The following is a 20,117-nucleotide window of genomic DNA, read 5'->3' as shown; positions in this document are numbered from 1 at the left end:
TAAACCCCCTACTTTTACCCCTACTTCAAGCGTGTTGCGGCAACCCGATCCGGGACAGGCCGCTTTCCATCAGTTGCGCGCTGAACCGCGTTGGCACCGGGAACCGGTCCTGCTGGATGCAGGCCAGCGACATGTCCGGTTCCAGATTGGTCAGCCGCTGCAAGGCGAACTCGCCTCGCCGCCGGTCACCTGCGTGCCCGTAAGCCGCAGCCAGATAACGCATGACGGTTTTGAACTGCGGTTGAACCTCCATCACGGATTCGCCGAACCTGATGGATTTCTCGAACTCGCCATTGACCAGCGCGGCGACGCAACCGGCCCCGTCAAACAGATGCCGGTACGGGCTGTGCCGTCCGATAAGCCGTGCCTTCTGCGCGGCTTCCACCGCCAGCGCGGGGCGATCCGTGTAGCAATAGAGCATGGCTGCTGAATCCCAGCTCATCGCCCGATAAGGGCTGAGCTCGAGCGCGCGGTCGACCAGATCCTGCGCCACCGAAAACTCTCGGAACACGTAGGAATGAACGTGGGCGACAAGGCCCAGAACAGTGCCGTTATCCGGGTCAGCCTCGACAGCGCGGCGGGCCAGATCGCGCGCCTGCGCTTCCAGTGTGGCATCCCAGGTTCCGTACCGTTCGCCGACCTTGAAGGTCGTGACATAGGCCAGCCACGCAAGGTAGACCGGCTTGGGATCAAGCTCGTAAGCCGCCAGAATATCCGCCTCGAGCTGGTCCAGCCCCGGGCCGGTCATGGTCAACAGGTGATGCACGGCGGCAACGGCGGTTTTCGCCGCGTGATGGGAGGCCGGGTCGCGCATGTGGCGCCCGTTCAGCAAGGCCGTCAGCAAGGCGTCAGTGGCGTAGCTGATGAACGATGTCAGACCCGAGCAGTTTTGCCCCAGAAAGTCACCCTGATCGGCCACCACATTCTGGCTCCAGATCACTTTTCTGTCTTCCGACCGCATTGCGGTGGCGGACACTTGCAACATGCTGCCACAGGTCGAAGCGCGACACTGAAGGAAAAGATCAGGCCCAGCCGACAGTGGTTCCTTTGGAAGCGCAACCTGCGGCACCCGGTAATCCTGAACCTCGAGCGCTTCGGTTTCGGTAAGGGATTTGGACAGCTGTTCCGCAACGATGTTGGACACGAATGCCGCGGTTTCGGAACCGCCCCCCACATCCGGAGACAGAAGGCCGATCACGAAATTCGGGCGCGGTAAGGTGTACGACAGCCGTTCGGACCGGTAGGCCGTTGGGTTGGCGGGAACAGGAACCGGCTGTTCTTTTCCGTCCTTCTCATATGGAACGTCGATTGTTGCGCGGGCCACTTTGAACAGCTCAAGCGAGGCACCGATATTCTTGAGATTGGGCCGCCCGATCGAGTTGAACAGGAAATCCTGCCGCCCGCGCAGCGCATTGCGCACAACACTTGAGACCAGAACCTCGCCGGATGAGCCGACGCTTTCGATCCGGGCCGCCGTATTCACAGCGTCACCGATGATCTGCTGGTCAACCTCGAACGTGTCGCCCAGATGTATCCCAATTCGATACCCTTTGGCGTACCGGTCGGGGGCATGGGTCAGGACATCCTGCACCCCCAGCGCAGTTTCGACGGCGGCACGCGCACTTGGAAAAACGGCGCACAGCCCGTCACCGGTCAGGCCGGTCACCCGGCCCCGAAAGCTGTTAACCAGATCGCTGACGCAGTTCAGATCGCGGCGGATTCTGGCCAGTGTTTCAAGCTCGGCCTCGCGGACGGCGGCAGAGTAATCACATGCATCAAGGAACAGGATCGCCCTGAGCCGCGCCTTGGGAAGGTCGCTTGGATTGTTCAAATTCAGAGTAATACCCATGATCGTGTCTCGGAACTCTTTAACTTGTTGAAATGTGCCACCCCGAAAACAGGCGGGCTGGCACGCATCAGAGGCGTGTTGTGATTGCAAATGCAGCCGACGGGTGTGAATGGCGCTGCATTGCGCGGGACGGGCCACGGGCCTGAATGGAAATCACGAGGCATTAATCGGCCCGCTGATGAGATTTGGTTTCTAAAATGCGTTAAGTTCAAAATAATAAGGGTTATTGTATTGTTTTAGTGAACTTCCGTCGACATATTTTTATTTTTGCACATATTTTTCGGTGCAATTGGGCCAAATTACCCGGCATCTGTGGCGCTTTGTGCTTGGCGGGAAAGACGGGCTGACGCGGCAAGACTTCCCGTTAGGAGTGCGCGAGGGCTGACCCCGGTCAAGCCTTTGGCATTGGAGCTTCCTGTTGCCGCTAAACCGGGCGGACGGCATGACACGACAGCGGCTGCCTGGTACCGGAAATCGATTCTCCAAAAAGTATCTGAACGTTGCCCGGCCCTCGCCGTTTCAGCCGGTCAAGCCAGTCGCCACCCTGTTCGGTGGCCCAACATGTGGCGGGACCAGGTGCCCTGCACAACCTGAACGGTGCCGCAATTTGACCGGACCCGGGAGTGGTTTTCTGTGATCTGCACCCTTCCAACCCCGCCCCGAGACGCGCGCGCATAATCCCGACAACCAGCCCAAACCGGCCCCCGTGCAAGGGTGTCACCGCCCGCAGGCCCCGAATTTCCGGGAATCATTCACCTGACAACTAAATCCTTTGCCTCAGGCCCGATGCGCCGGGTTTCACCCTTGTCATCGCCGAAAATCCACGCCAAGGGCGGTGCATGAGGTTCGATACGATCATATTGGGCGCCGGAGCGGCAGGCATGATGTGTGCGGCCCGTTGCGGTGGGCGGGTGCTGGTAATCGACCACGCCAAGGCGCCGGGCGAGAAAATCCGCATCTCGGGCGGAGGGCGGTGCAATTTCACCAACATGTATGCGGGGCCGGGCAACTTCCTGTCGCAAAACCCGCATTTCTGCAAATCCGCGCTGGCCCGGTTTACGCAGTGGGATTTTGTCGACCTGGTGAACCGGCACGGCATCAAATGGCATGAGAAAACGCTGGGGCAGTTGTTCTGCGACGGCTCCTCGAAGCAGATCATCCAGATGTTGTTGGACGAGATGAGCCGCGCCGGCGCCGAGCTTTGGGTGCAGACCGCGCTGCGTGATCTGCGCAAGGATGGCACCGGATTCGCGCTGGAGGTCGAGCGTGAGGGGCAGCGCCTGCATCTGACCTGCGCCAATCTGGTACTGGCCACGGGGGGCAAATCCATCCCCAAGATGGGCGCGACCGGGCTGGCCTATGACATTGCCCGGCAGTTTGGCCTGCGGGTGACCGACACCCGCGCGGCGCTGGTGCCGTTCACCTTTTCGGATGGCCGGTTCAAGGACCTATCCGGTGTTTCCCTGCCCGTGCGGCTGTCGAATGACCGCACAAGTTTTGACGAAGCGCTGCTGTTCACGCATCGCGGCCTCAGCGGACCGTCCGTTTTGCAGCTGTCCTCCTATTGGCGCGAAGGCGAGGAGATCGGCGTGAACCTGATCCCCGAACTGCCCCTGTTCGATCTGCTGCGCGCACAACGGCAAAATGCAGGGCGCAAGGCGCTGACAACGGAACTGGCGCGGCATCTGCCGTCCCGGCTGGTCGAGTATTTAAGCCAAATCATCCCGATATCCGGCAATCTGGCCGATCAGTCGGACGCGAAACTGTCTGATCTGGTCGCGGCCCTGTCTGACTGGCGGCTGGTACCGTCGGGAACCGAAGGGTATCGCACCGCCGAGGTCACGCTGGGCGGGATAGATACCGATGATCTGTCATCGAAAACGATGGAGGCCAAGGATGTCCCTGGCCTCTATGCGATTGGTGAAGCGGTGGATGTCACCGGGTGGCTTGGCGGCTACAACTTTCAATGGGCATGGTCATCGGGCCATGCCGCAGGTGTCGCCATTGCCGCCAAGATTTAACCTACGACGTTATACCCGCGACCGCGCATGCAGTTGCGCACGATCACTTCCTGGTTCTGGGTGTTGCTGATCGCGCTGGCACCCACACCGACCAGAGCACCGGCGGCCGCCGCACGGCCCAGATCGCTGGCGCTGTTGTCGATGATCGCTGTGGTTGCCGCCGCACCAGCCGCGCCGATGGCGGCAGCGCCCGCGGTGTTGCTGTCCAGCGTCGGGCGAGACCGGGCCAGCGCCTGACAATTGGCCAGATCGGACTGGTAGTTCGGACCCACAGGCCCGTCGATGATGGGAACATAATTCGCCCCGCTATTGGCGCAGGCCCCGGCCAGCGCAACGACGGGAAGGATGGAGAGAATTTTGCGTGCAGACATTTCCGCTTCCTCTTTATTGACCTGGAGGTGACGCAACCTCAATTCCCACAAAGTGTCAATCTGATTGAAAAATGTCCACATCTACCGGCGGGCTGTTGCAGGTGCGGCCTTAGCACAGCCGTTTTTGCACCTGCGCCGTGAAGTCGTCGCCACGCTGTTCGAAGTTGTCATATTGATCGAAACTTGCCGCCGCCGGAGCGAGCAGAACGGTCTCGCCCGCCTGGGCATCCGCCATGGCCTGCGCCACTGCTGCCTCCATCGTGGTACAAACCTGTGCGTCGACCGTCAGCTGCATCGCAAAGCCCGCCGCCTCACGACCGATGACATAGGCTTTTATCACTTGATCCGCTGCTGCGTTCAGAGCTGCGACGCCGCCTTCTTTCTCAAGCCCGCCACAGATCCAGCGGATCTGTTTGAACGCAGTCAGCGCCTTCAGGGCGCTATCGACATTGGTCGCCTTGGAGTCGTTGACATAGGTTACCCCGTCCGCCTCGGCGATGATCTGGCTGCGGTGCGGCAGGCCCGGGAACGCGTGCAGCGCATCCTCGATCACGCGCGGCGCTAGGCCCAGCGACCGGCAGGCCGCATAAGCCGCACAGGCGTTCTGGTGGTTATGGGCACCGGGAAGACCTTTGATCGCGCGCAGGTCGATAGACCCGGCCTGCCGCCCCTTGCGGTATTCCGACAAAAACCCCTTGCGCGCGAAGACCTGCCATCCCGGCCCGGTCAGCTTTCGCGTTACCGAGATACGAATTACGCGGTCATCCGCTGGCCCTTCGGCCAGCTGGCCAGCAAGAAAGGCGCCTTCGGTTTCATCGATGCCGACGATCGCACGGTCCGGGCCGCCTTCGGCAAAGAGGCGCCGTTTGGCCGCGAAATATCCCCCCATGCCGCCGTGGCGGTCCAGATGATCGGGCGAAAGGTTGGTGAACACCGCCACATCCGGGGTCAGCGCACGGGCCAGTTCCGTCTGGTAGCTGGAAAGTTCCAGCACCACGACCGAGCCATCGCCACCCGGATCGATATCCAAAACACCGCGCCCGATATTTCCGGCCAACTGCGCCTCGCGCCCGGCCTCGGTCAGGATGTGATGAATCAGCGCCGCGGTGGTGGATTTCCCGTTCGAGCCAGTGACCGCGATGACCCGTGGCGGAGTGTCATAGTTGTTCCACTCCGGTCCCGCGAAAGAGCGGAAGAACAGGCCGATGTCATTGTCGACTGGCACGCCTGCATCCAAGGCTGCGGCAACCACGGGGTTGGGTTCGGGATAAAGATGCGGAATGCCCGGTGAAACGATGAGCGCGGCAATCGTGTCAAACGCCCCCTGTTTGCGCAGGTCGGCACAGGAGAACCCTTCGCCCTCGGCGTTGGCGCGGGCTGTGGGGTTGTCATCCCAGCAGACCGGTTCCGCCCCGCCTGCGCGCAAGGCGCGTGCCGTTGCCAGACCGGACCGGCCCAATCCCAGAACCGCAACTTTCTGCCCTGAAAAGCCTTTGACCGGGATCATTTCATGTGTCCTTTGCCTAGCTGCGCTTCAAGCCAGTCTGCCCGCTCGACCACGGGCCGTTTCGGGACAAGGACTGTCTGGAAACCAAGTTTCGGTAAGCGGTCGCACAAAGCTTCATATTCCGCAAGAGCGTCAGACAGATCATGCTGTCGCTCGCTGTCCTGAACATAAATTTCAGGCCATGGTGGAAACAGGAACACGCGGCAATCATAGCCAAGCCGCAGAATCTTATCACGCAGTGCATTTTCAAGATTTGTGCCCGTGCGCTCAAACCAGATCAGAGCATCCAGCGCCGACCTGTCAAACAGAACCAGACCAGCTGGAGCATGGGCCATGTCGTCAAAAGCCGTGCTGATCACCTTTCTGCAAAACGCCTTGGGGTCATTCCACGGTAACGCGTTCCCACCGCTATGCTGCTCGGCCCTGACCACACGTCGACCAGGTTCAGGAACCGTTGCGTAGCCGCGTTTCGCCATTTCCTGCAGCAGGGTTGACTTACCTCCGCTGGAACATCCTGACAAAACAATTCGGCGGTTGGTCACCGGACTTTCAGCGTTGCCAGACCGATCATCGCCAGGATCAGCGAGATGATCCAGAAGCGGATGACAATTGTCGGCTCGGCCCAGCCTTTTTTCTCATAATGGTGATGGATCGGGGCCATCAGGAAAACGCGCTTGCCGGTGCGTTTGAAGTAGAGGACCTGAATGATCACGCTCAGCGCCTCGACCACGAACAAGCCGCCGACGACGGCCAGAACCAGTTCGTGCTTGGTGGCCACGGCTATGGCGCCCAACGCGCCGCCTAGCGCCAGCGAGCCGGTGTCGCCCATGAACACCGCCGCCGGGGGGGCGTTATACCACAGGAATCCGAGACCCGCGCCAAAGAGCGCGGAGGTGAAAATGAAGATCTCACCCGTGCCGGGCACGTAATGCACGTCGAGATATTCCGTAAAGTCGACTCGGCCCACCGCATAGGCGATCACGCCCAGCGTCGAGGCGGCGATCATCGCCGGCATGATGGCCAGACCGTCCAGACCGTCGGTCAGGTTTACCGCGTTGGCGGCCCCCACGATCACGACAATCGAGAACGGAATATAGAAGATGCCCAGATTGACCAGCGTGTCCTTGAATACGGGTACAGCCAGCTGGTTCTGCAACGCTTCGGGGTGGTGCAAAGTCGCCCAAAGCGAGGCCAGCACGGCAATAATCACGCCCAATGCGAGGCGCATCCTGCCTGAAACCCCCTGCGTGTTCTGTTTTGAGACCTTCGCGTAGTCATCCGCGAATCCGATGGCCGCATAAGACAGGGTCACGAAAAGCACCATCCAGACATAAGGGTTGTCCAGACGCGCCCAGACAAGGGTCGAGGTCACAAGAGCCCCGACAATCAGCAACCCGCCCATCGTTGGTGTGCCTGCCTTGGAAAAATGCCCTTCGGGACCGTCGTCACGGATCGGCTGACCTTTGCCCTGCTTCCTGCGCAGCACGTTGATCAGCGGTTTTCCGAAGATGAACCCAAAGATCAGCGCGGTCATGAAGGCACCGCCTGCACGGAAGGTGATATACCGGAAGAGGTTCCAGAAATCCCCGCCATCCGACAGGGCGGTCAACCAGTACAGCATGACAATACCTTTCTCACACGAGGCGTATGGGCGTGATCACCCATCAAGCGCGCCCCCTTGCCCCATTTTGCGCAGACCGTCAACAATCGAGGCTAATCCCATGCTGAGAGAGCCCTTGGCGAGTACAGTGTCGCCATCCCGGATCAAGGCGGGCAAGCGCTCGGCCATTTCGGCGCTGGTTGCGGACCAGAGGCCGCGTTTCGCCGGGGGCAGCGCGTGGTGCAGTGCCCGCATCAACGGGCCGATACAATGCACCTGATCGACATGCGCCATCGCTTTGGCATCGGCCATGGCGACGTGCATCGCCTCTTCCTGCGTGCCCAGCTCTTTCATGTCGCCCAGAAAGGCGATGCGGCGTTTGCCTTGTGAGGCAGCGAGCACATCCAGCGCGGCCTCCATCGAGGTCGGGTTGGCGTTATAGCTGTCATCCAGCAGTTCGATCTGCCCGCCGCCGGGCAGGGAAAGGCTTTCCCGTACACCGCGCCCCTTGACCGGAGACCATGCACGCAGGGCCGCAATGGCCTGATCCAGATCGACACCCAGTTCAACGCAGGCTGCCAAAGCCCCCAGCGCATTCATGGCGAAATGGGTACCGGCAGAGTTCACCGCAAAGCGGAATACCTGATCGCCAACCGCAGCTTCGGCATTCACGGCGTTCGTCCCCTGCTGAACGTCGGTCAGCCGATAATCCGTTGCGCCTTGGCCGAAATCCACGATCCCGGCCCCCTGCTCAAGCGCCGTTTGGCGCAGGATATCCGCGTGCTCGATATCTGCGTTGACGATTGCCGCGCCACCGGGTTCGGGCCCTTCAAAGATCGCAGCTTTTTCATGGGCAATGCCAGCCACATTCTCGAAGGCTTCCAGATGCACCGCCGCCACGGTCGTCACCAGCGCCACATGCGGGCGGGCCTGCCGGGCCAGCGGGGCAATCTCGCCCGGATGGTTCATGCCAATCTCGATCACCGCAAATTCAGTGTCGCGCGGCATCCGTGCAAGGGTCAGCGGAACGCCCCAGTGGTTGTTGTAACTGGCCACGCTGGCATGGGTTTTGCCTTGCGTTTCAAGGATCACGGCCAGCATTTCCTTGGTCGACGTCTTACCGACACTGCCGGTCACCCCTACCACACGCGCATTCGTTCTGGCGCGAGCCGCCTGCCCCAATGCCTCGAGCGCCGCCTGCACATCATCAACGATCAGCAGTGGCGCATCAGGCGATACGTTGTTGGGAATATGCGAAACCAAAGCCGCGCCTGCGCCTTTCTCTAGCGCTTGGGCTACGAATTCATGCCCGTCCCGCGCCGCTTTCAGCGCCACAAACAGATCACCGGGTTGAAGGGTGCGCGTGTCGATCGAGACACCATCAGCGGCCCAGTCGGCCGTGACCCGCCCCCCCGTTGCCTGAGCGGCCTCGGATGCTGTCCAGAGCGTCATGCGACCCTCCCGTCCAGCGCGGCGACGGAAATGCTGGCCTGTTCGACATCATCGAAGGGCAGCACCTGATCGCCGACGACCTGCCCGGTTTCGTGGCCCTTGCCCGCAATCAGCAGCGCATCGCCGGGTTGCAGGGCATCGATGCCGCGCAGAATGGCTTCGGCGCGGTCGCCGACCTCGGTCACGCTGACGTCGCCCGCTGCCTCGAGCGCACCTGCCATGACGGCGGCGCGGATGGCGGCGGGGTCTTCGCTGCGTGGGTTGTCGTCGGTGACGAAAACCATATCTGCGTGGTTGGTGGCTGCCTTTCCCATCAGCGGGCGTTTTGTGGCATCGCGGTCGCCGCCCGCGCCGACAATGGCGATCAAACGACCCATCACATGCGGACGCAGCGCCTTGAGGGCGGTGGCCACGGCGTCGGGGGTGTGCGCGTAATCCACAAAAACCGTCGCGCCGTTGTCGCGGGTTGCGGCCAGCTGCATACGCCCGCGCACGGTGGTCAGGTGCGGCAGCGTTTCAAAGACCCGTTCGGGGCTGTCGCCCGCAGCAATCACCAGCCCGCAGGCCAGCAGGATGTTTTCTGCCTGGAACCCTCCGATCAGGTTCAGGCGGGTCTGGAAGGTCCGGCCCTGCCACGCAAATCGCAGATCCTGCCCGGTGGCATCGAACCGCTGGTTGATCAGGCACAGATCGGCGTCGCCCAACCCGACGGTCAGCACCGATTGACCGCGTGCCTCGGCGATCCGGCGGACCCGAGACCCCTTGGGATCGCTCAGGTTGATGACCGCGGTGCCATCCTGCGGCAGAACCCGGTCGAACAACCCGGCCTTGGCTGCGAAATACGCTTCAAAAGTCTCGTGGTAATCCAGATGATCCTGCGTGAAGTTCGAAAACCCGGCAGCGGTCAGGTGCACGCCATCCAGGCGGCGCTGTTCGAGGCCGTGGGACGAGGCCTCCATTGCGGCGTGGGTCACACCGTTTTCGGCGGCATCCGCCAGACAGCGATGCAGGGTAATTGGCTCGGGCGTGGTATGGGCCAGCGGTGCGGTCCATGCCCCTTCGACACCAGTTGTTCCAAGATTGACGGCAGCATGGCCCAGTTCGGTCCAGATCTGGCGCACAAAGGTGGCAACCGAGGTTTTTCCATTGGTTCCGGTGACCGCGACAATCGTCTGCGGCATCGCACCGAACCATAGGGCGGCGGCTCCGGCCAGCGCCTGACGCGGGTCTTCGACAACCACCAGCGCCGCATCCGACGCCGCAAGTTCAGCTGCTGCGGTTTTCGCCCCTTCGGCATCGGTCAGGATGGCGGCGGCCCCCATGCGCAGGGCGTATTGAATGAACGTGCCGCCATGAACCCGCGTGCCGGGAAGAGCTGCAAACAGGAAACCGTCTTTCACCTCGCGGCTGTCAACGGCCAGACCGGTGATCTCGGGGTTAACCCCGCCTCGCGCGGTCAGGGCCAGTTGGCTGAGTTTCTTTGTCCTTGTGCCCATGACCCACCTCTTGCCGGACAGCCTAGTTTGAGGTCAGCGTTATAGCAGCGCCCGCCTCAAGCTCAAGCCGGGGACGCAAGCCCAGCAGAGGTGCCACGCGACCAATAAGTTCGGCAGCTACAGGCACTGCTGTCCAGCCTGCGGTGCGGCGTTTTTCGCCGTAAGCCACGATAGAGGGTTCATCCAGCGTGACGATCAGAACATATTTCGGATCGTAGGCCGGGAAGAGCGTTGCGAAAGTGGCGATGACCTTGTCTTCGTAATACCCGCCGCGTGGCTTGGGCTTGTCTGCCGTGCCGGTCTTGCCAGCCACGTCATACCCTTTCACTTCGCCAAAGCTGGCGGTGCCATCCGTCACCACCTTGCGCAGCATTTTCTGCGCCTGACGCGCGGTTCCCTGCGACATCACGCGAGGGCCGTATTGCGGGCCGTTCTGGCGCAGGATGGTCGGGCTGACATAGTGCCCGCCATTGGCAATCGCGGCATATCCCGCTGCAAGGTGCATCGGGCTGGTTGACAGGCCATGGCCGTAGGAAATGGTCACAGTGCTCAACTCGCCCCATTTCTTTGGCTTCAGCGGCACACCGCCCGTGGCCTCGACAATCTCGAACGGGGTCGGGTCGAACATGCCGAGCGCATTCAGAAAATCCTGCTGCCGCTGCGCGCCGATCTGCAACGCCAGACGCCCGGTGCCACGGTTCGAGCTGTGGACGATCACATCCGCCACGCTGATCTTGCCGTAATTCTTGCCGTTGAACTCTCCGATCGGGAAGCGCCCGATCTTCATCGGGCCGGACGTATCGATGATGGTGTTCGAGTTTACCAGCCCAAGTTCAACCGCCTGCGCGGCGGTGAAAATCTTGAAGACCGACCCCAGCTCGTACACGCCCTGCACATAGCGGTTGAACAGCGGGCTGTCCGAGGGATCAAACCCTGAGGTCGGCGGGCGTGGGCGATCATTGGGATCGAATGAGGGTAGCGAGGCGGCGGATAAAACCTCGCCCGTATGCGCATTCATCAGAACCGCCGATGCGCCCTTGGCGTTCATGATCTTCATACCGCCATAGAGCACCTGTTCGACCGCGGCCTGAATGGTCAGGTCCAGCGACAGTTGCAGCGGCTTGTTGCCATTGGCCGGGTCGCGCAGATAGTCGTCAAACTGCTTTTCCACCCCAGCCACACCGATCACCTCGGCGGCGCTGACGCCCTCGCGGCCAAAACCGGAGCCGCCCAGGATGTGCGCGGCCAACTTGCCGTTGGGATAGAGGCGCATCTCGCGCGGGCCAAACAGGATGCCGGGATCACCGATGTCGTGCACGGCCTGTTTCTGTTCGGGCGAAATGCGTTTCTTGATCCACAGGAACTTGCGCTTGCCAGTGAAATCCTTGACCAGACGCTCTTTATCCAGATCGGGGAAGATCGCGACCAGTTGATCCGCTGCCGCAATCGGGTCGATCATCAGGGGCGGCTGCGCGTAGACGGAATAGGTATCAAGATTGGTGGCCAGAATGCGTCCTTCGCGGTCGACGATATTGGCCCGCTGCATGGCAATCGCAGCCCCCGGTGCATTGGCCAGTGGTTCCTGCACCTCGGACGTTGCCAACATGCCCATGCGGACGCCGACAACCGAGAATGCGCAGAAGAAGAACAGCCCCAGCACCAGCAGACGCCCTTCGGCGCGGGCGCGGGCGCGGTCTTTCATGTCTTCGTGGCGCTTGCGAATGTTTTCACGCTCGATCGCCTTTGGGTTTTCGCCACGGGCGCGGGCGTCAAGGATACGGGCCAGTGGACGAAGGGGCGTGCGTGTCATGGGATCTGCACCTCGCCCAATGCCTGAATGTCGGTGATGGCCTGCAATTCAATCGGGTCAACGATGGGCAGGTCCGGGTCTTCGGCAAAGGCAATCTGATCGGCGCGCCCGAACTGTTCGGCCCGCAGAGGTAGCAGACCAAGGCGTTCAAAATTCAGGTCCGCCAGCTCTCGCAGCCGGTCGGGTCGGTTCAAATAAGCCCATTCTGCGTTCAGGACCGCCAGCCGCACCTGCGCCATGCCAATCTCGCGTTGCAGGGATTGCGTTTCCTTCACCACCTGTTGGGTGCGATAATTCTCCTGATAGGCCCAAAGCGCCAATCCGAACACGGACAGAGCAGTCAACACATACAAAACACTCTTCATCTTGCCCTTCCCCCAAGTTGAGGCATTCCAATGGCGCGGGCCTCAATTTCCCCCGCCGGAGCATCGGTTCGGATCGCAACACGCAGCTTGGCCGAGCGCGCGCGCGGGTTTTCCTGCAATTCCTGTTCGTCGGGCCCAACGGCCTTGCGGGTCTTCAGCGTGAATTGCGGCTGGTCCTGTTCCATCTCGGGCGCATAGCGGTTCGCACGCCCTGTTTTGCCCGCGCGCGACTGAAAGAACCGTTTGACCATCCGGTCCTCAATGGAATGGAAGGTGACAACAGCCAGCTGCCCACCGGGTTTCAGCGCACGTTCGGCGGCCATAAGGCCCTGAAACAGCTCTTCATATTCGGCATTCACCGCGATCCGCAGACCCTGAAAACTGCGCGTTGCGGGATGCGATTGCCCCGTTTTCGGGCGCGGCAGACAGGATTCGACAATCTCGGCCAGACGCAGGGTGGTTGTGATCGGCGCCTCGCTTCGCGCCCGGACAATCGCCTTGGCAATCCGGCGGCTGGCGCGTTCTTCGCCATAGTGGAACAGGATATCGGCCAGTTGCGCCTCTGTCGCTGTGTTTACCAGATCGGCGGCGCTTTCACCTTGCTGGCTCATCCGCATATCCAGCGGACCGTCCTTCATGAAGGAAAACCCGCGCTCGGCCTGATCCAGCTGCATCGAGGACACGCCAAGATCCAGTACAACGCCATCCAGATCCTGCGCGTATTCGTCCATGCGCGAGAATACGCCGGGCTGCATCACCAGCCGGTCGCCGTAATCCTGCGCCCAATCTGCCGCCATTTCAAAGGCCAGCGGGTCACGGTCTACACCGATTACCTTGTCTGCCCCGGCCTCCAACAACCCGCGCGTGTAGCCGCCCGCGCCAAACGTGCCGTCCAGCCAGATGCCCGTGACCGGCGCAACCGCAGCCAGCAAGGGGCGCAGCAGAACGGGGATATGTGGTTTTTCAGATGAGGACGCAGCGCCGGCCATGCCGTTACGCATCCCCGGTGCCGTCTAGGAACTGCATCGGGTCAAAATCGTCCGGCAGATCATCCATCCATTCTTCGGTCTTGGCCAGTTCCTCGACCTCGTAGGTCTCGGGCTTCCAGATCTGAAAGGTGTCGCCTGCGGCGATAAAGAACGCCTCGCCTTCGAGGCCGATCTTGCTGCGCAGCTTGGCGGGCAGCACAAGACGCCCGGTTTCGTCTACGTTGGTCGGGAAGGACTGACCATGGAACATGCGCTGCAACATCCGTCGCTGCATCGAGCCGCGCGGCAGGGCATCGATCTTGGCATCAACCTCGTCAATCGCCTGCATGGTATAACATTCAAGGTATTTGCGGCGGTGGTCACCATAGACAATCACCAGTTCAGGGTTGTCACCGGGCTGCCAGTTGGGATCGGACGATTCAAGCACACGGCGAAACGAGGCCGGGATCGACACCCTGCCCTTCGTATCCACCTTATGGTGGCTTTCACCTCTAAACCTGCGCGCCAAGACGACTGTCCCTTTCGCTTGCGCCCCACCTTGAATTCACGTTCCCCCCGGATGAAAAACGGCGGGTTGATCTGCTGCCACTGATCAACCCGCCGCATTGACCCGCTTTGCGGGATGTCCAGCTGCGCGCGCCACCTGGGGGGATGTCTGCTCGCCCGCGCGCCGGATCTCATGGTTGATGAAAGCGAGATGCCTGTATGAAACCTGAATATTTTTGGTCGGGGTCGTTTGGTGCCCCTGCTGCCTCGTCCTCATCGGATGTATAAGGGATGACATGGGAATTCATGGAAATCAATAGGAATTTTGCGCAGCGTGTCATGAGGAACACGGCCAGACTGGATTTTCATTGAAGGATTCGAGCTTCGCGACACCAGTTTTAGCGGGTGATAAATAACACACCCCTATATATGGGGAAATTTTCGGTCAGTTTTTTTCCCGCGATTTCCCAAGAATTTTGACTTCTTTTCATTTGGACTGGAAATATTGGCCTCAAATGCACAATCCGCCCTTCGAATCGTTCAGAATTTCGGGTCGTTTTCCAGCAATCTCCCCCACGCGACCACATCGCCCCATGATTTCCCACGAGCGATTTACCCAAGCCTTGTCAACATCAGAACGGATATGTTTTGCCCATTTTCCCGCCGAGTGCGCTCAATTCAAAGGCAGGCCACCGGGAAGGGCCAGATGCCCCTGCCAAAGCTGACCTAGGGTCGGCCCCATATTTTCAAGGCGCATCGCTGCGAAATGAAAAAACTGAGCCAATCTATGCATTTGCTGCATAGCAGCATTGATGTCGCGACCTATTGTGCAATTGCAGCATTTGCCTATCTTCAGTCTCAAGCAAGGGCCGGACGATACCGGCAAGACAAAAAGATACGGATGATGAGCATGGCAGTCGCAAGCACGCATACAGCAGTAAAGAACGCACCGGCGTTCGGTTTTGGCGCAGTTCTGGAAAACGCAAAGACTCGGTTCGTGCGCTATCGCATGTATCGCCAGACGGTCAATGAACTGTCCGCCCTGTCGAACCACGAGCTGGCCGATCTTGGCCTGCACCGCTCGATGATCCGCCGCGTTGCCCTGCAGGCGGCAAACGAACAAACCGCGCGGTAAGCGCGACACGCATACTGAGATCAGGCCCTTCCTCCTCCCTTAGGGTCTGTAATCAGCGGCAGCGTCTTCCTCCTCCCTGACGTTGCCGCACCTAATACCGGCCTCAACCCGCCGGACACGGATACATCGGGGCGTCCTCCTCCCTGCCTTGATGTTGAAAGCGCGCGGCGATGTCTTCCTCCTCCCTGACATCGCCGCGTCTTCCTCATACCGGGTTCAAACCCGGGTTCGCATACATCAGGGCTCTCCTCCTCCCTGCTCTGATGTTGACAAGACGGCGGTTCCCTCTCCTCCTCCCTGGGAACCGCCGTTTTCTGTTTTTCGGACACTGGTGTAGGGTGGCGTCCTGATTTCTGATGCGGAGGACGCCATGGCCGCCTATTTCATTGCGCAGATCAACATTCACGACCCGGACGGATACCAGGGCTATCTGGCAGGTTTCATGCCGATCTTCGACCGCCACGGCGGTCGCCTGCTGACGGTCTCATCCAAACCGGTCGAACGGATTGAAGGCGATTGGCCCGAAGGCGGGATTGTGTTGATGGAGTTTCCGGATCTTGCAGCAGCGAAATCCTGGAAGGATGACCCGGATTACATCGAACTGGCGAAGATCCGAAAGGCCACCGCAACCACCAATTTGGTTCTGGTCGACGGGATATGACGCCTCAGAACGGGACGTCATCCTTGTTGGTCAGAAAACGCGAGACCACTTTCTTGATGCCCGCCTTGTCGAAATCGACCTCGACTTTGTCACCTTCTATCCCGATCACCGCGCCGTAGCCGAATTTCTGGTGAAACACCCGTTCGCCTAGCGTGAAACTGGCCAGTGCGGTGGCGTCGATCACTGTGTTGCGGCTTTCGCGGGGTTGCGACATGCCATATTGGCCCTGCCGCGCCTGCAACCGTCTCCAACCCGGCGAGTTATAGACATTGGCTTCGGCCGCGCGGGTTTCTATGCCCGCCGTCTGATGGCCGCCGCCATAAAGGCCCGGAGGTGTCAACACCTCGACATGGTCTTCGGGCAACTCGTCAATGAACCGTGACGGCATCGAGTTCTGCCATTGCCCGAATACCCGCCGGTTGGCGGCGAAGGAAATCGTACAAACCTCTTCGGCGCGGGTGATACCGACATAGGCCAGACGGCGTTCTTCCTCGAGCCCCTTGAGGCCGGTTTCGTCCATCGAACGTTGCGAGGGGAAAAGCCCGTCTTCCCACCCCGGCAGGAAGACGACGGGAAACTCCAGCCCCTTGGCCGCGTGCAGGGTCATGATCGAGACTTTGGCCCCGTCAACGTCCTGTTCATTGTCCATGACCAGGCTGACATGTTCCAGAAACCCTTGCAGGTTCTCGAAATTGTCCAGTTGGTTGACCAGTTCCTTGAGGTTTTCCAGACGCCCCGGCGCTTCGGGGGTCTTGTCGTTCTGCCAATGGGCCGTGTAGCCGGATTCGTCGAGGACGATCTGTGCAAGCTCAATATGCGTATGCTCGGGCGCGCCATAGCGGATCGGCGAAACCCCGTCATCAATAACCGTGTCATCATCGACTTCAATCCGGGGACCGCGTGTCATCGCATTCCACCGGGCCAAACCGTCGATCAATTCGCGCAGGGCTTTGCCGCCCTTGCCCTTAATCAGCCCGTTGTCGACTGCAATCCGCGCACCTTCGACCAGAGACACGCCATTCTCACGCGCCACAATCTGAATGGTCTGCTGCGCCTTGTCGCCCAGTCCGCGCTTCGGCGTGTTCACGATCCGCTCGAAGGCCAGATCATCTTCGGGGCTGACCACCAGCCGGAAATAGGCCATGGCATCGCGGATCTCCATCCGCTCATAGAAACGCGGGCCGCCGATCACCTTGTAGGGCAGACCGATGGTCAGGAACCGGTCCTCGAACGCGCGCATCTGGTGGCTGGCGCGGACGAGAATCGCCATCTCATCAAGGTTCATCGGACGGATACCGCGCGTCCCGCCCTGCATGGCGTCGATTTCCTCGCCGATCCAGCGGGCCTCTTCCTCGCCATCCCAATGACCGATCAGATTGACCTTGTGGCCGTCTTTGGCATCGGTCCAAAGCTCTTTACCCAAACGGCTTTCGTTGCCCCGAATGACGTTCGATGCAGCCGCCAGAATATGCGGGGTCGAGCGGTAGTTCTGCTCCAGTCGCACCACGTAGGCGCCGGGAAAGTCCTTTTCGAACCGCAGGATGTTGCCGACCTCGGCCCCGCGCCAGCCATAGATCGACTGGTCGTCATCGCCGACTACACAAATGTTTCTTTCGTCATTGATGAGAAGGCGCAGCCATAAATACTGTGCAACATTTGTATCCTGATACTCGTCGACCACAATATACTTAAACCAGCGCTGATATCGCTTTTGCAGGTCCTCATGATTCCGGAAAATAGTAATCATGTGCAACAGCAGGTCGCCAAAATCCACCGCATTCAGATCGCGCAGGCGGGTCTGGTATTGGGCATAGAGGTCAATGCCCTTGTTATTATAGGCTCCTGCTTCCGATGCAGGAACTTTATCAGGTGTCAGAGCACGGTTTTTCCAATCGTCAATGACTCCCGCTAGATTGCGCGGTGGCCATCGCTTCTCGTCAATATTGTTGACTTTGAGCAATTGCTTGAGAAGACGCAGCTGGTCATCTGCGTCCAAAATTGTAAAATTTGCTTTTAAATCGACCAACTCCGCATGGCGTCTCAACAATTGCGCACAAATCGAATGAAAAGTACCCATCCAAGGTATCGGGTGCTTCACTTGGTATGGCAATTCGGACAGGCGTAACTTCATGTCTCGGGCAGCTTTGTTGGTGAACGTAACCGCCAGTATCTCATTTGGCCGAGCCAATCCGTTCCGGACCAAAAACGCAACTCGCGACATCAGTGTTCTGGTTTTCCCAGTACCCGCCCCTGCTAGGATCAGAACTGGCCCTTTGAGGCGTTCGGCAGCTGCACGCTGCGCTGGATTAAGAAAATCCAATTCAAGCTTGTCGCGCACGGCCATAGCCCGCGCCGACAGGGATGCGCCTTCGAAGGCGTCCATTTCGTCAAAACTGCTCATGCCCCCAAACTACGCCGGATGATCGACGAGGGAAAGAGTTTGTTCACGGCTTGTTCGCAAGGATTTTTCACGTCTTTTTGCATTCAATTCTAAACAAAGATGCCGCTGCCCTGTGGGGCTGTTAACCCTCTGTCAAGTCCTGGCCCGGATGCTGGTTCCATTGCTGTGGGAGTGGAACAGATGGAAGCGAAGGAACTGACGGGCGGGTCGTCACGGCTGAAACTTGTGGGCGTTACCCTGATTCTGATCGCGCTGACAGCGGCAGCGGGATGGGGCATCTACGCGGCCCCTGCCCCGGTTGTGGACCGCATGTTGGAATCGGATTTGCGAAAGGACGCCATGCAGCTAAGCCGTCAGGTCGAAAGCCATCTGAACGATCTGGATGCAACGTTTCGGTACCATGAACTGCACGAGCATGACGCGGAATTCCTGATGCTGCTGCCCGAAACCTCGGACATCTACCGGTTCAAGCTGTTTGATGCGTCCGGTCGGGTGTTCTGGTCGACCCGGGCCAGTGATGTCGGGGCCGTGAACACAAAACATTACTTCCATTCAGTCGTCGCCGCCGGAAGGGTTTTTTACAACCACGAGGAAAAACCCGCGGCAGAGGTTGAGTCGATTGACAATGACCCCGCCGGACATGCGGGCCCAAACACCCGACATGTGGCCGAAGTTTATACACCGATCATCAAGGACGGCGTTTTCCTTGGCGCTATCGAGTTTTATTCGGACATCACCAATCTCAGAACCCTGTTCATAACGCGCGTGCGTCTGTCGCTGGCGTTGCTGAGCAGCGTCGCGTTGCTGGCGCTGGCCACGGTCATCCTGATTGTCCACCGCACCAACCGCCGTCAGATGCGTGATCTACACAAGCGCGCCGTGAAAGAACGCGAACTGATGGGAGAGCAGCTTCGCCTGGCGCGTGAGGTGCGCCTGCTGGGCGAGTTGAACGAGTGGCTGCAATCAAGCCGCTCACTGGATGAGCTTTTCGACATGGTCGCGCGCTTTATGACCCATATCCTGCCCGAGGCCGAGGGGAGCGTGTACGTCTATTCCAACTCGCGCGACGTGCTGGACGGGTGTGCCAGCTGGAACGGTGGAACGCATAAATCTCATATCCATCCGGAAGGATGCTGGGGTTTGAGGCGCGGCCGGACTTATGAGTTCGGTGCTTCTGAGATCGATTTTGTCTGCGAACATGCCGAACCGCATGACGGGCGGCCCTATTTCTGTTTTCCCATTCTGGCCCACGGGGAAACCGTTGGTCTGTTGCATCTGCGCGCGGCTGAGGGGCGTGAGGCCTGTTTCCATAAAAGCCGCAAGCTGGCGCAGCTGTGCGCCGAACAGATCAGCATGGCAATCGCCAATGTCCGTATGCGCGATCAGCTGCATGACCAATCGGTGCGCGACCCGCTGACCGGGCTGTTCAACCGCCGCCACATGACCGAGACATTGCGCAAGGCCATCAGCCGGAGCCAGCAGACCGGCGCCGCGCTGAGCCTGATTGCCGTGGACGTCGATCACTTCAAGAAATTCAACGACACGCATGGTCATGACGCCGGAGACATGGTGTTGCGCGCGGTCGGCGCGGCGCTGGAACAGGGCTGCGACCGGGACGAGATCGCCTGCCGCATCGGCGGTGAGGAATTCATGCTGATCCTGCCCGACAACAGCCCCGAAGATGCCATGACCCGGGCCGAGCAGTTGCGCCAGTCGGTCGAGGCGGTCATTGTCCGCTATGGCGAAAAGGCCCTGCCCCGTATCACAATCTCGGTCGGGGTCGCGCATTACCCCGCCCACGGCACCATGCCGCAGGATCTGATGCGTGCCGCGGATGATGCGCTGTATGTCGCCAAGGACAAGGGGCGCAATCAGGTTCACGTCGCCGCCGGGGCGCTGGAGCAGGCCAGGCGCGTTCCCGCAACGGGTAAACGCCCATCGCCGGAAGCCGCTTGAAAACCTTGCCGAATCGCC

At 60.1% G+C, this 20,117-nt stretch carries 16 protein-coding genes; 4 read left to right on the top strand and 12 right to left on the bottom strand.

The features are described 5' to 3' along the window. Positions 1-25: 25 nt before the first annotated feature. Entirely contained in the window at positions 26-1,849 is a 1,824-nt protein-coding gene (locus tag ACR0LL_RS00855; RefSeq protein ID WP_480583029.1) for an adenylate/guanylate cyclase domain-containing protein, read from the bottom strand. An 839-nt stretch (positions 1,850-2,688) separates the two neighbouring features. On the opposite strand from ACR0LL_RS00855, the gene ACR0LL_RS00850 reads away from it, so the two are divergent. After that, entirely contained in the window at positions 2,689-3,870 is a 1,182-nt protein-coding gene (locus tag ACR0LL_RS00850; RefSeq protein ID WP_480583026.1) for a BaiN/RdsA family NAD(P)/FAD-dependent oxidoreductase, read from the top strand. On the opposite strand, the gene ACR0LL_RS00845 is transcribed toward ACR0LL_RS00850, so the two are convergent. The 10 genes from ACR0LL_RS00845 to mraZ form a co-directional block, all read right to left on the bottom strand. After that, positions 3,867-4,241: a glycine zipper family protein gene (locus ACR0LL_RS00845; RefSeq protein WP_480475937.1), complete on the bottom strand. Its 375-nt coding sequence runs from the start codon at positions 4,239-4,241 to the stop codon at positions 3,867-3,869. The genes ACR0LL_RS00850 and ACR0LL_RS00845 overlap by 4 nt on opposite strands. A gap of 109 nt (positions 4,242-4,350) precedes the next feature. Then, complete coding sequence (gene murD, locus ACR0LL_RS00840) at positions 4,351-5,748, bottom strand: UDP-N-acetylmuramoyl-L-alanine--D-glutamate ligase (protein WP_480583023.1); 1,398 nt, start codon at positions 5,746-5,748, stop codon at positions 4,351-4,353. Then, positions 5,745-6,290, bottom strand: a complete 546-nt coding sequence (locus ACR0LL_RS00835; protein WP_480583019.1) for an AAA family ATPase — start codon at positions 6,288-6,290, stop codon at positions 5,745-5,747. The genes murD and ACR0LL_RS00835 overlap by 4 nt, the downstream gene beginning before the upstream one ends. Next, positions 6,287-7,369, bottom strand: a complete 1,083-nt coding sequence (gene mraY, locus ACR0LL_RS00830; protein ID WP_480583017.1) for a phospho-N-acetylmuramoyl-pentapeptide-transferase — start codon at positions 7,367-7,369, stop codon at positions 6,287-6,289. The genes ACR0LL_RS00835 and mraY overlap by 4 nt, the downstream gene beginning before the upstream one ends. Positions 7,370-7,405: 36 nt before the next feature. Then, on the bottom strand, positions 7,406-8,800 hold the full coding sequence (locus tag ACR0LL_RS00825) for a UDP-N-acetylmuramoyl-tripeptide--D-alanyl-D-alanine ligase (RefSeq protein ID WP_480583014.1): 1,395 nt from the start codon (positions 8,798-8,800) through the stop codon (positions 7,406-7,408). After that, the gene (locus ACR0LL_RS00820) at positions 8,797-10,296 is read right to left on the bottom strand and encodes a UDP-N-acetylmuramoyl-L-alanyl-D-glutamate--2,6-diaminopimelate ligase (protein ID WP_480583011.1); all 1,500 of its coding nucleotides are present in this window, start codon (positions 10,294-10,296) and stop codon (positions 8,797-8,799) included. The genes ACR0LL_RS00825 and ACR0LL_RS00820 overlap by 4 nt, the downstream gene beginning before the upstream one ends. 22 nt (positions 10,297-10,318) lie before the next feature. Further along, positions 10,319-12,106, bottom strand: coding sequence for a peptidoglycan D,D-transpeptidase FtsI family protein (locus ACR0LL_RS00815; protein WP_480583008.1), 1,788 nt, complete (start codon positions 12,104-12,106; stop codon positions 10,319-10,321). Further along, positions 12,103-12,471 (bottom strand): cell division protein FtsL, encoded by a 369-nt coding sequence (ftsL, locus tag ACR0LL_RS00810; RefSeq protein WP_209504535.1) that lies wholly within the window; start codon positions 12,469-12,471, stop codon positions 12,103-12,105. The genes ACR0LL_RS00815 and ftsL overlap by 4 nt, the downstream gene beginning before the upstream one ends. After that, the gene (gene rsmH, locus ACR0LL_RS00805; RefSeq protein ID WP_480585225.1) at positions 12,468-13,460 is read right to left on the bottom strand and encodes a 16S rRNA (cytosine(1402)-N(4))-methyltransferase RsmH; all 993 of its coding nucleotides are present in this window, start codon (positions 13,458-13,460) and stop codon (positions 12,468-12,470) included. The genes ftsL and rsmH overlap by 4 nt, the downstream gene beginning before the upstream one ends. A gap of 4 nt (positions 13,461-13,464) precedes the next feature. After that, positions 13,465-13,968, bottom strand: coding sequence for a division/cell wall cluster transcriptional repressor MraZ (gene mraZ, locus ACR0LL_RS00800; protein WP_267363323.1), 504 nt, complete (start codon positions 13,966-13,968; stop codon positions 13,465-13,467). Between the two features lie 888 nt (positions 13,969-14,856). On the opposite strand from mraZ, the gene ACR0LL_RS00795 reads away from it, so the two are divergent. Both ACR0LL_RS00795 and ACR0LL_RS00790 read left to right on the top strand, forming a co-directional pair. Beyond that, a complete protein-coding gene (locus tag ACR0LL_RS00795; RefSeq protein ID WP_480486302.1) occupies positions 14,857-15,081 on the top strand; it encodes a DUF1127 domain-containing protein in 225 nt (74 codons plus the stop codon). A gap of 370 nt (positions 15,082-15,451) precedes the next feature. Then, complete coding sequence (locus ACR0LL_RS00790; protein ID WP_267363318.1) at positions 15,452-15,742, top strand: DUF1330 domain-containing protein; 291 nt, start codon at positions 15,452-15,454, stop codon at positions 15,740-15,742. Between the two features lie 4 nt (positions 15,743-15,746). On the opposite strand, the gene ACR0LL_RS00785 is transcribed toward ACR0LL_RS00790, so the two are convergent. Next, complete coding sequence (locus ACR0LL_RS00785; RefSeq protein WP_480583004.1) at positions 15,747-18,143, bottom strand: ATP-dependent helicase; 2,397 nt, start codon at positions 18,141-18,143, stop codon at positions 15,747-15,749. Positions 18,144-18,323: 180 nt separating this feature from the next. On the opposite strand from ACR0LL_RS00785, the gene ACR0LL_RS00780 reads away from it, so the two are divergent. Then, positions 18,324-20,099 (top strand): sensor domain-containing diguanylate cyclase, encoded by a 1,776-nt coding sequence (locus ACR0LL_RS00780; protein WP_480583001.1) that lies wholly within the window; start codon positions 18,324-18,326, stop codon positions 20,097-20,099. Positions 20,100-20,117: the final 18 nt, after the last annotated feature.

The sequence above is a fragment of the Ruegeria sp. AI2 genome (genome assembly GCF_056541275.1).
This window is presented reverse-complemented; position numbering and strand designations above follow the sequence as displayed.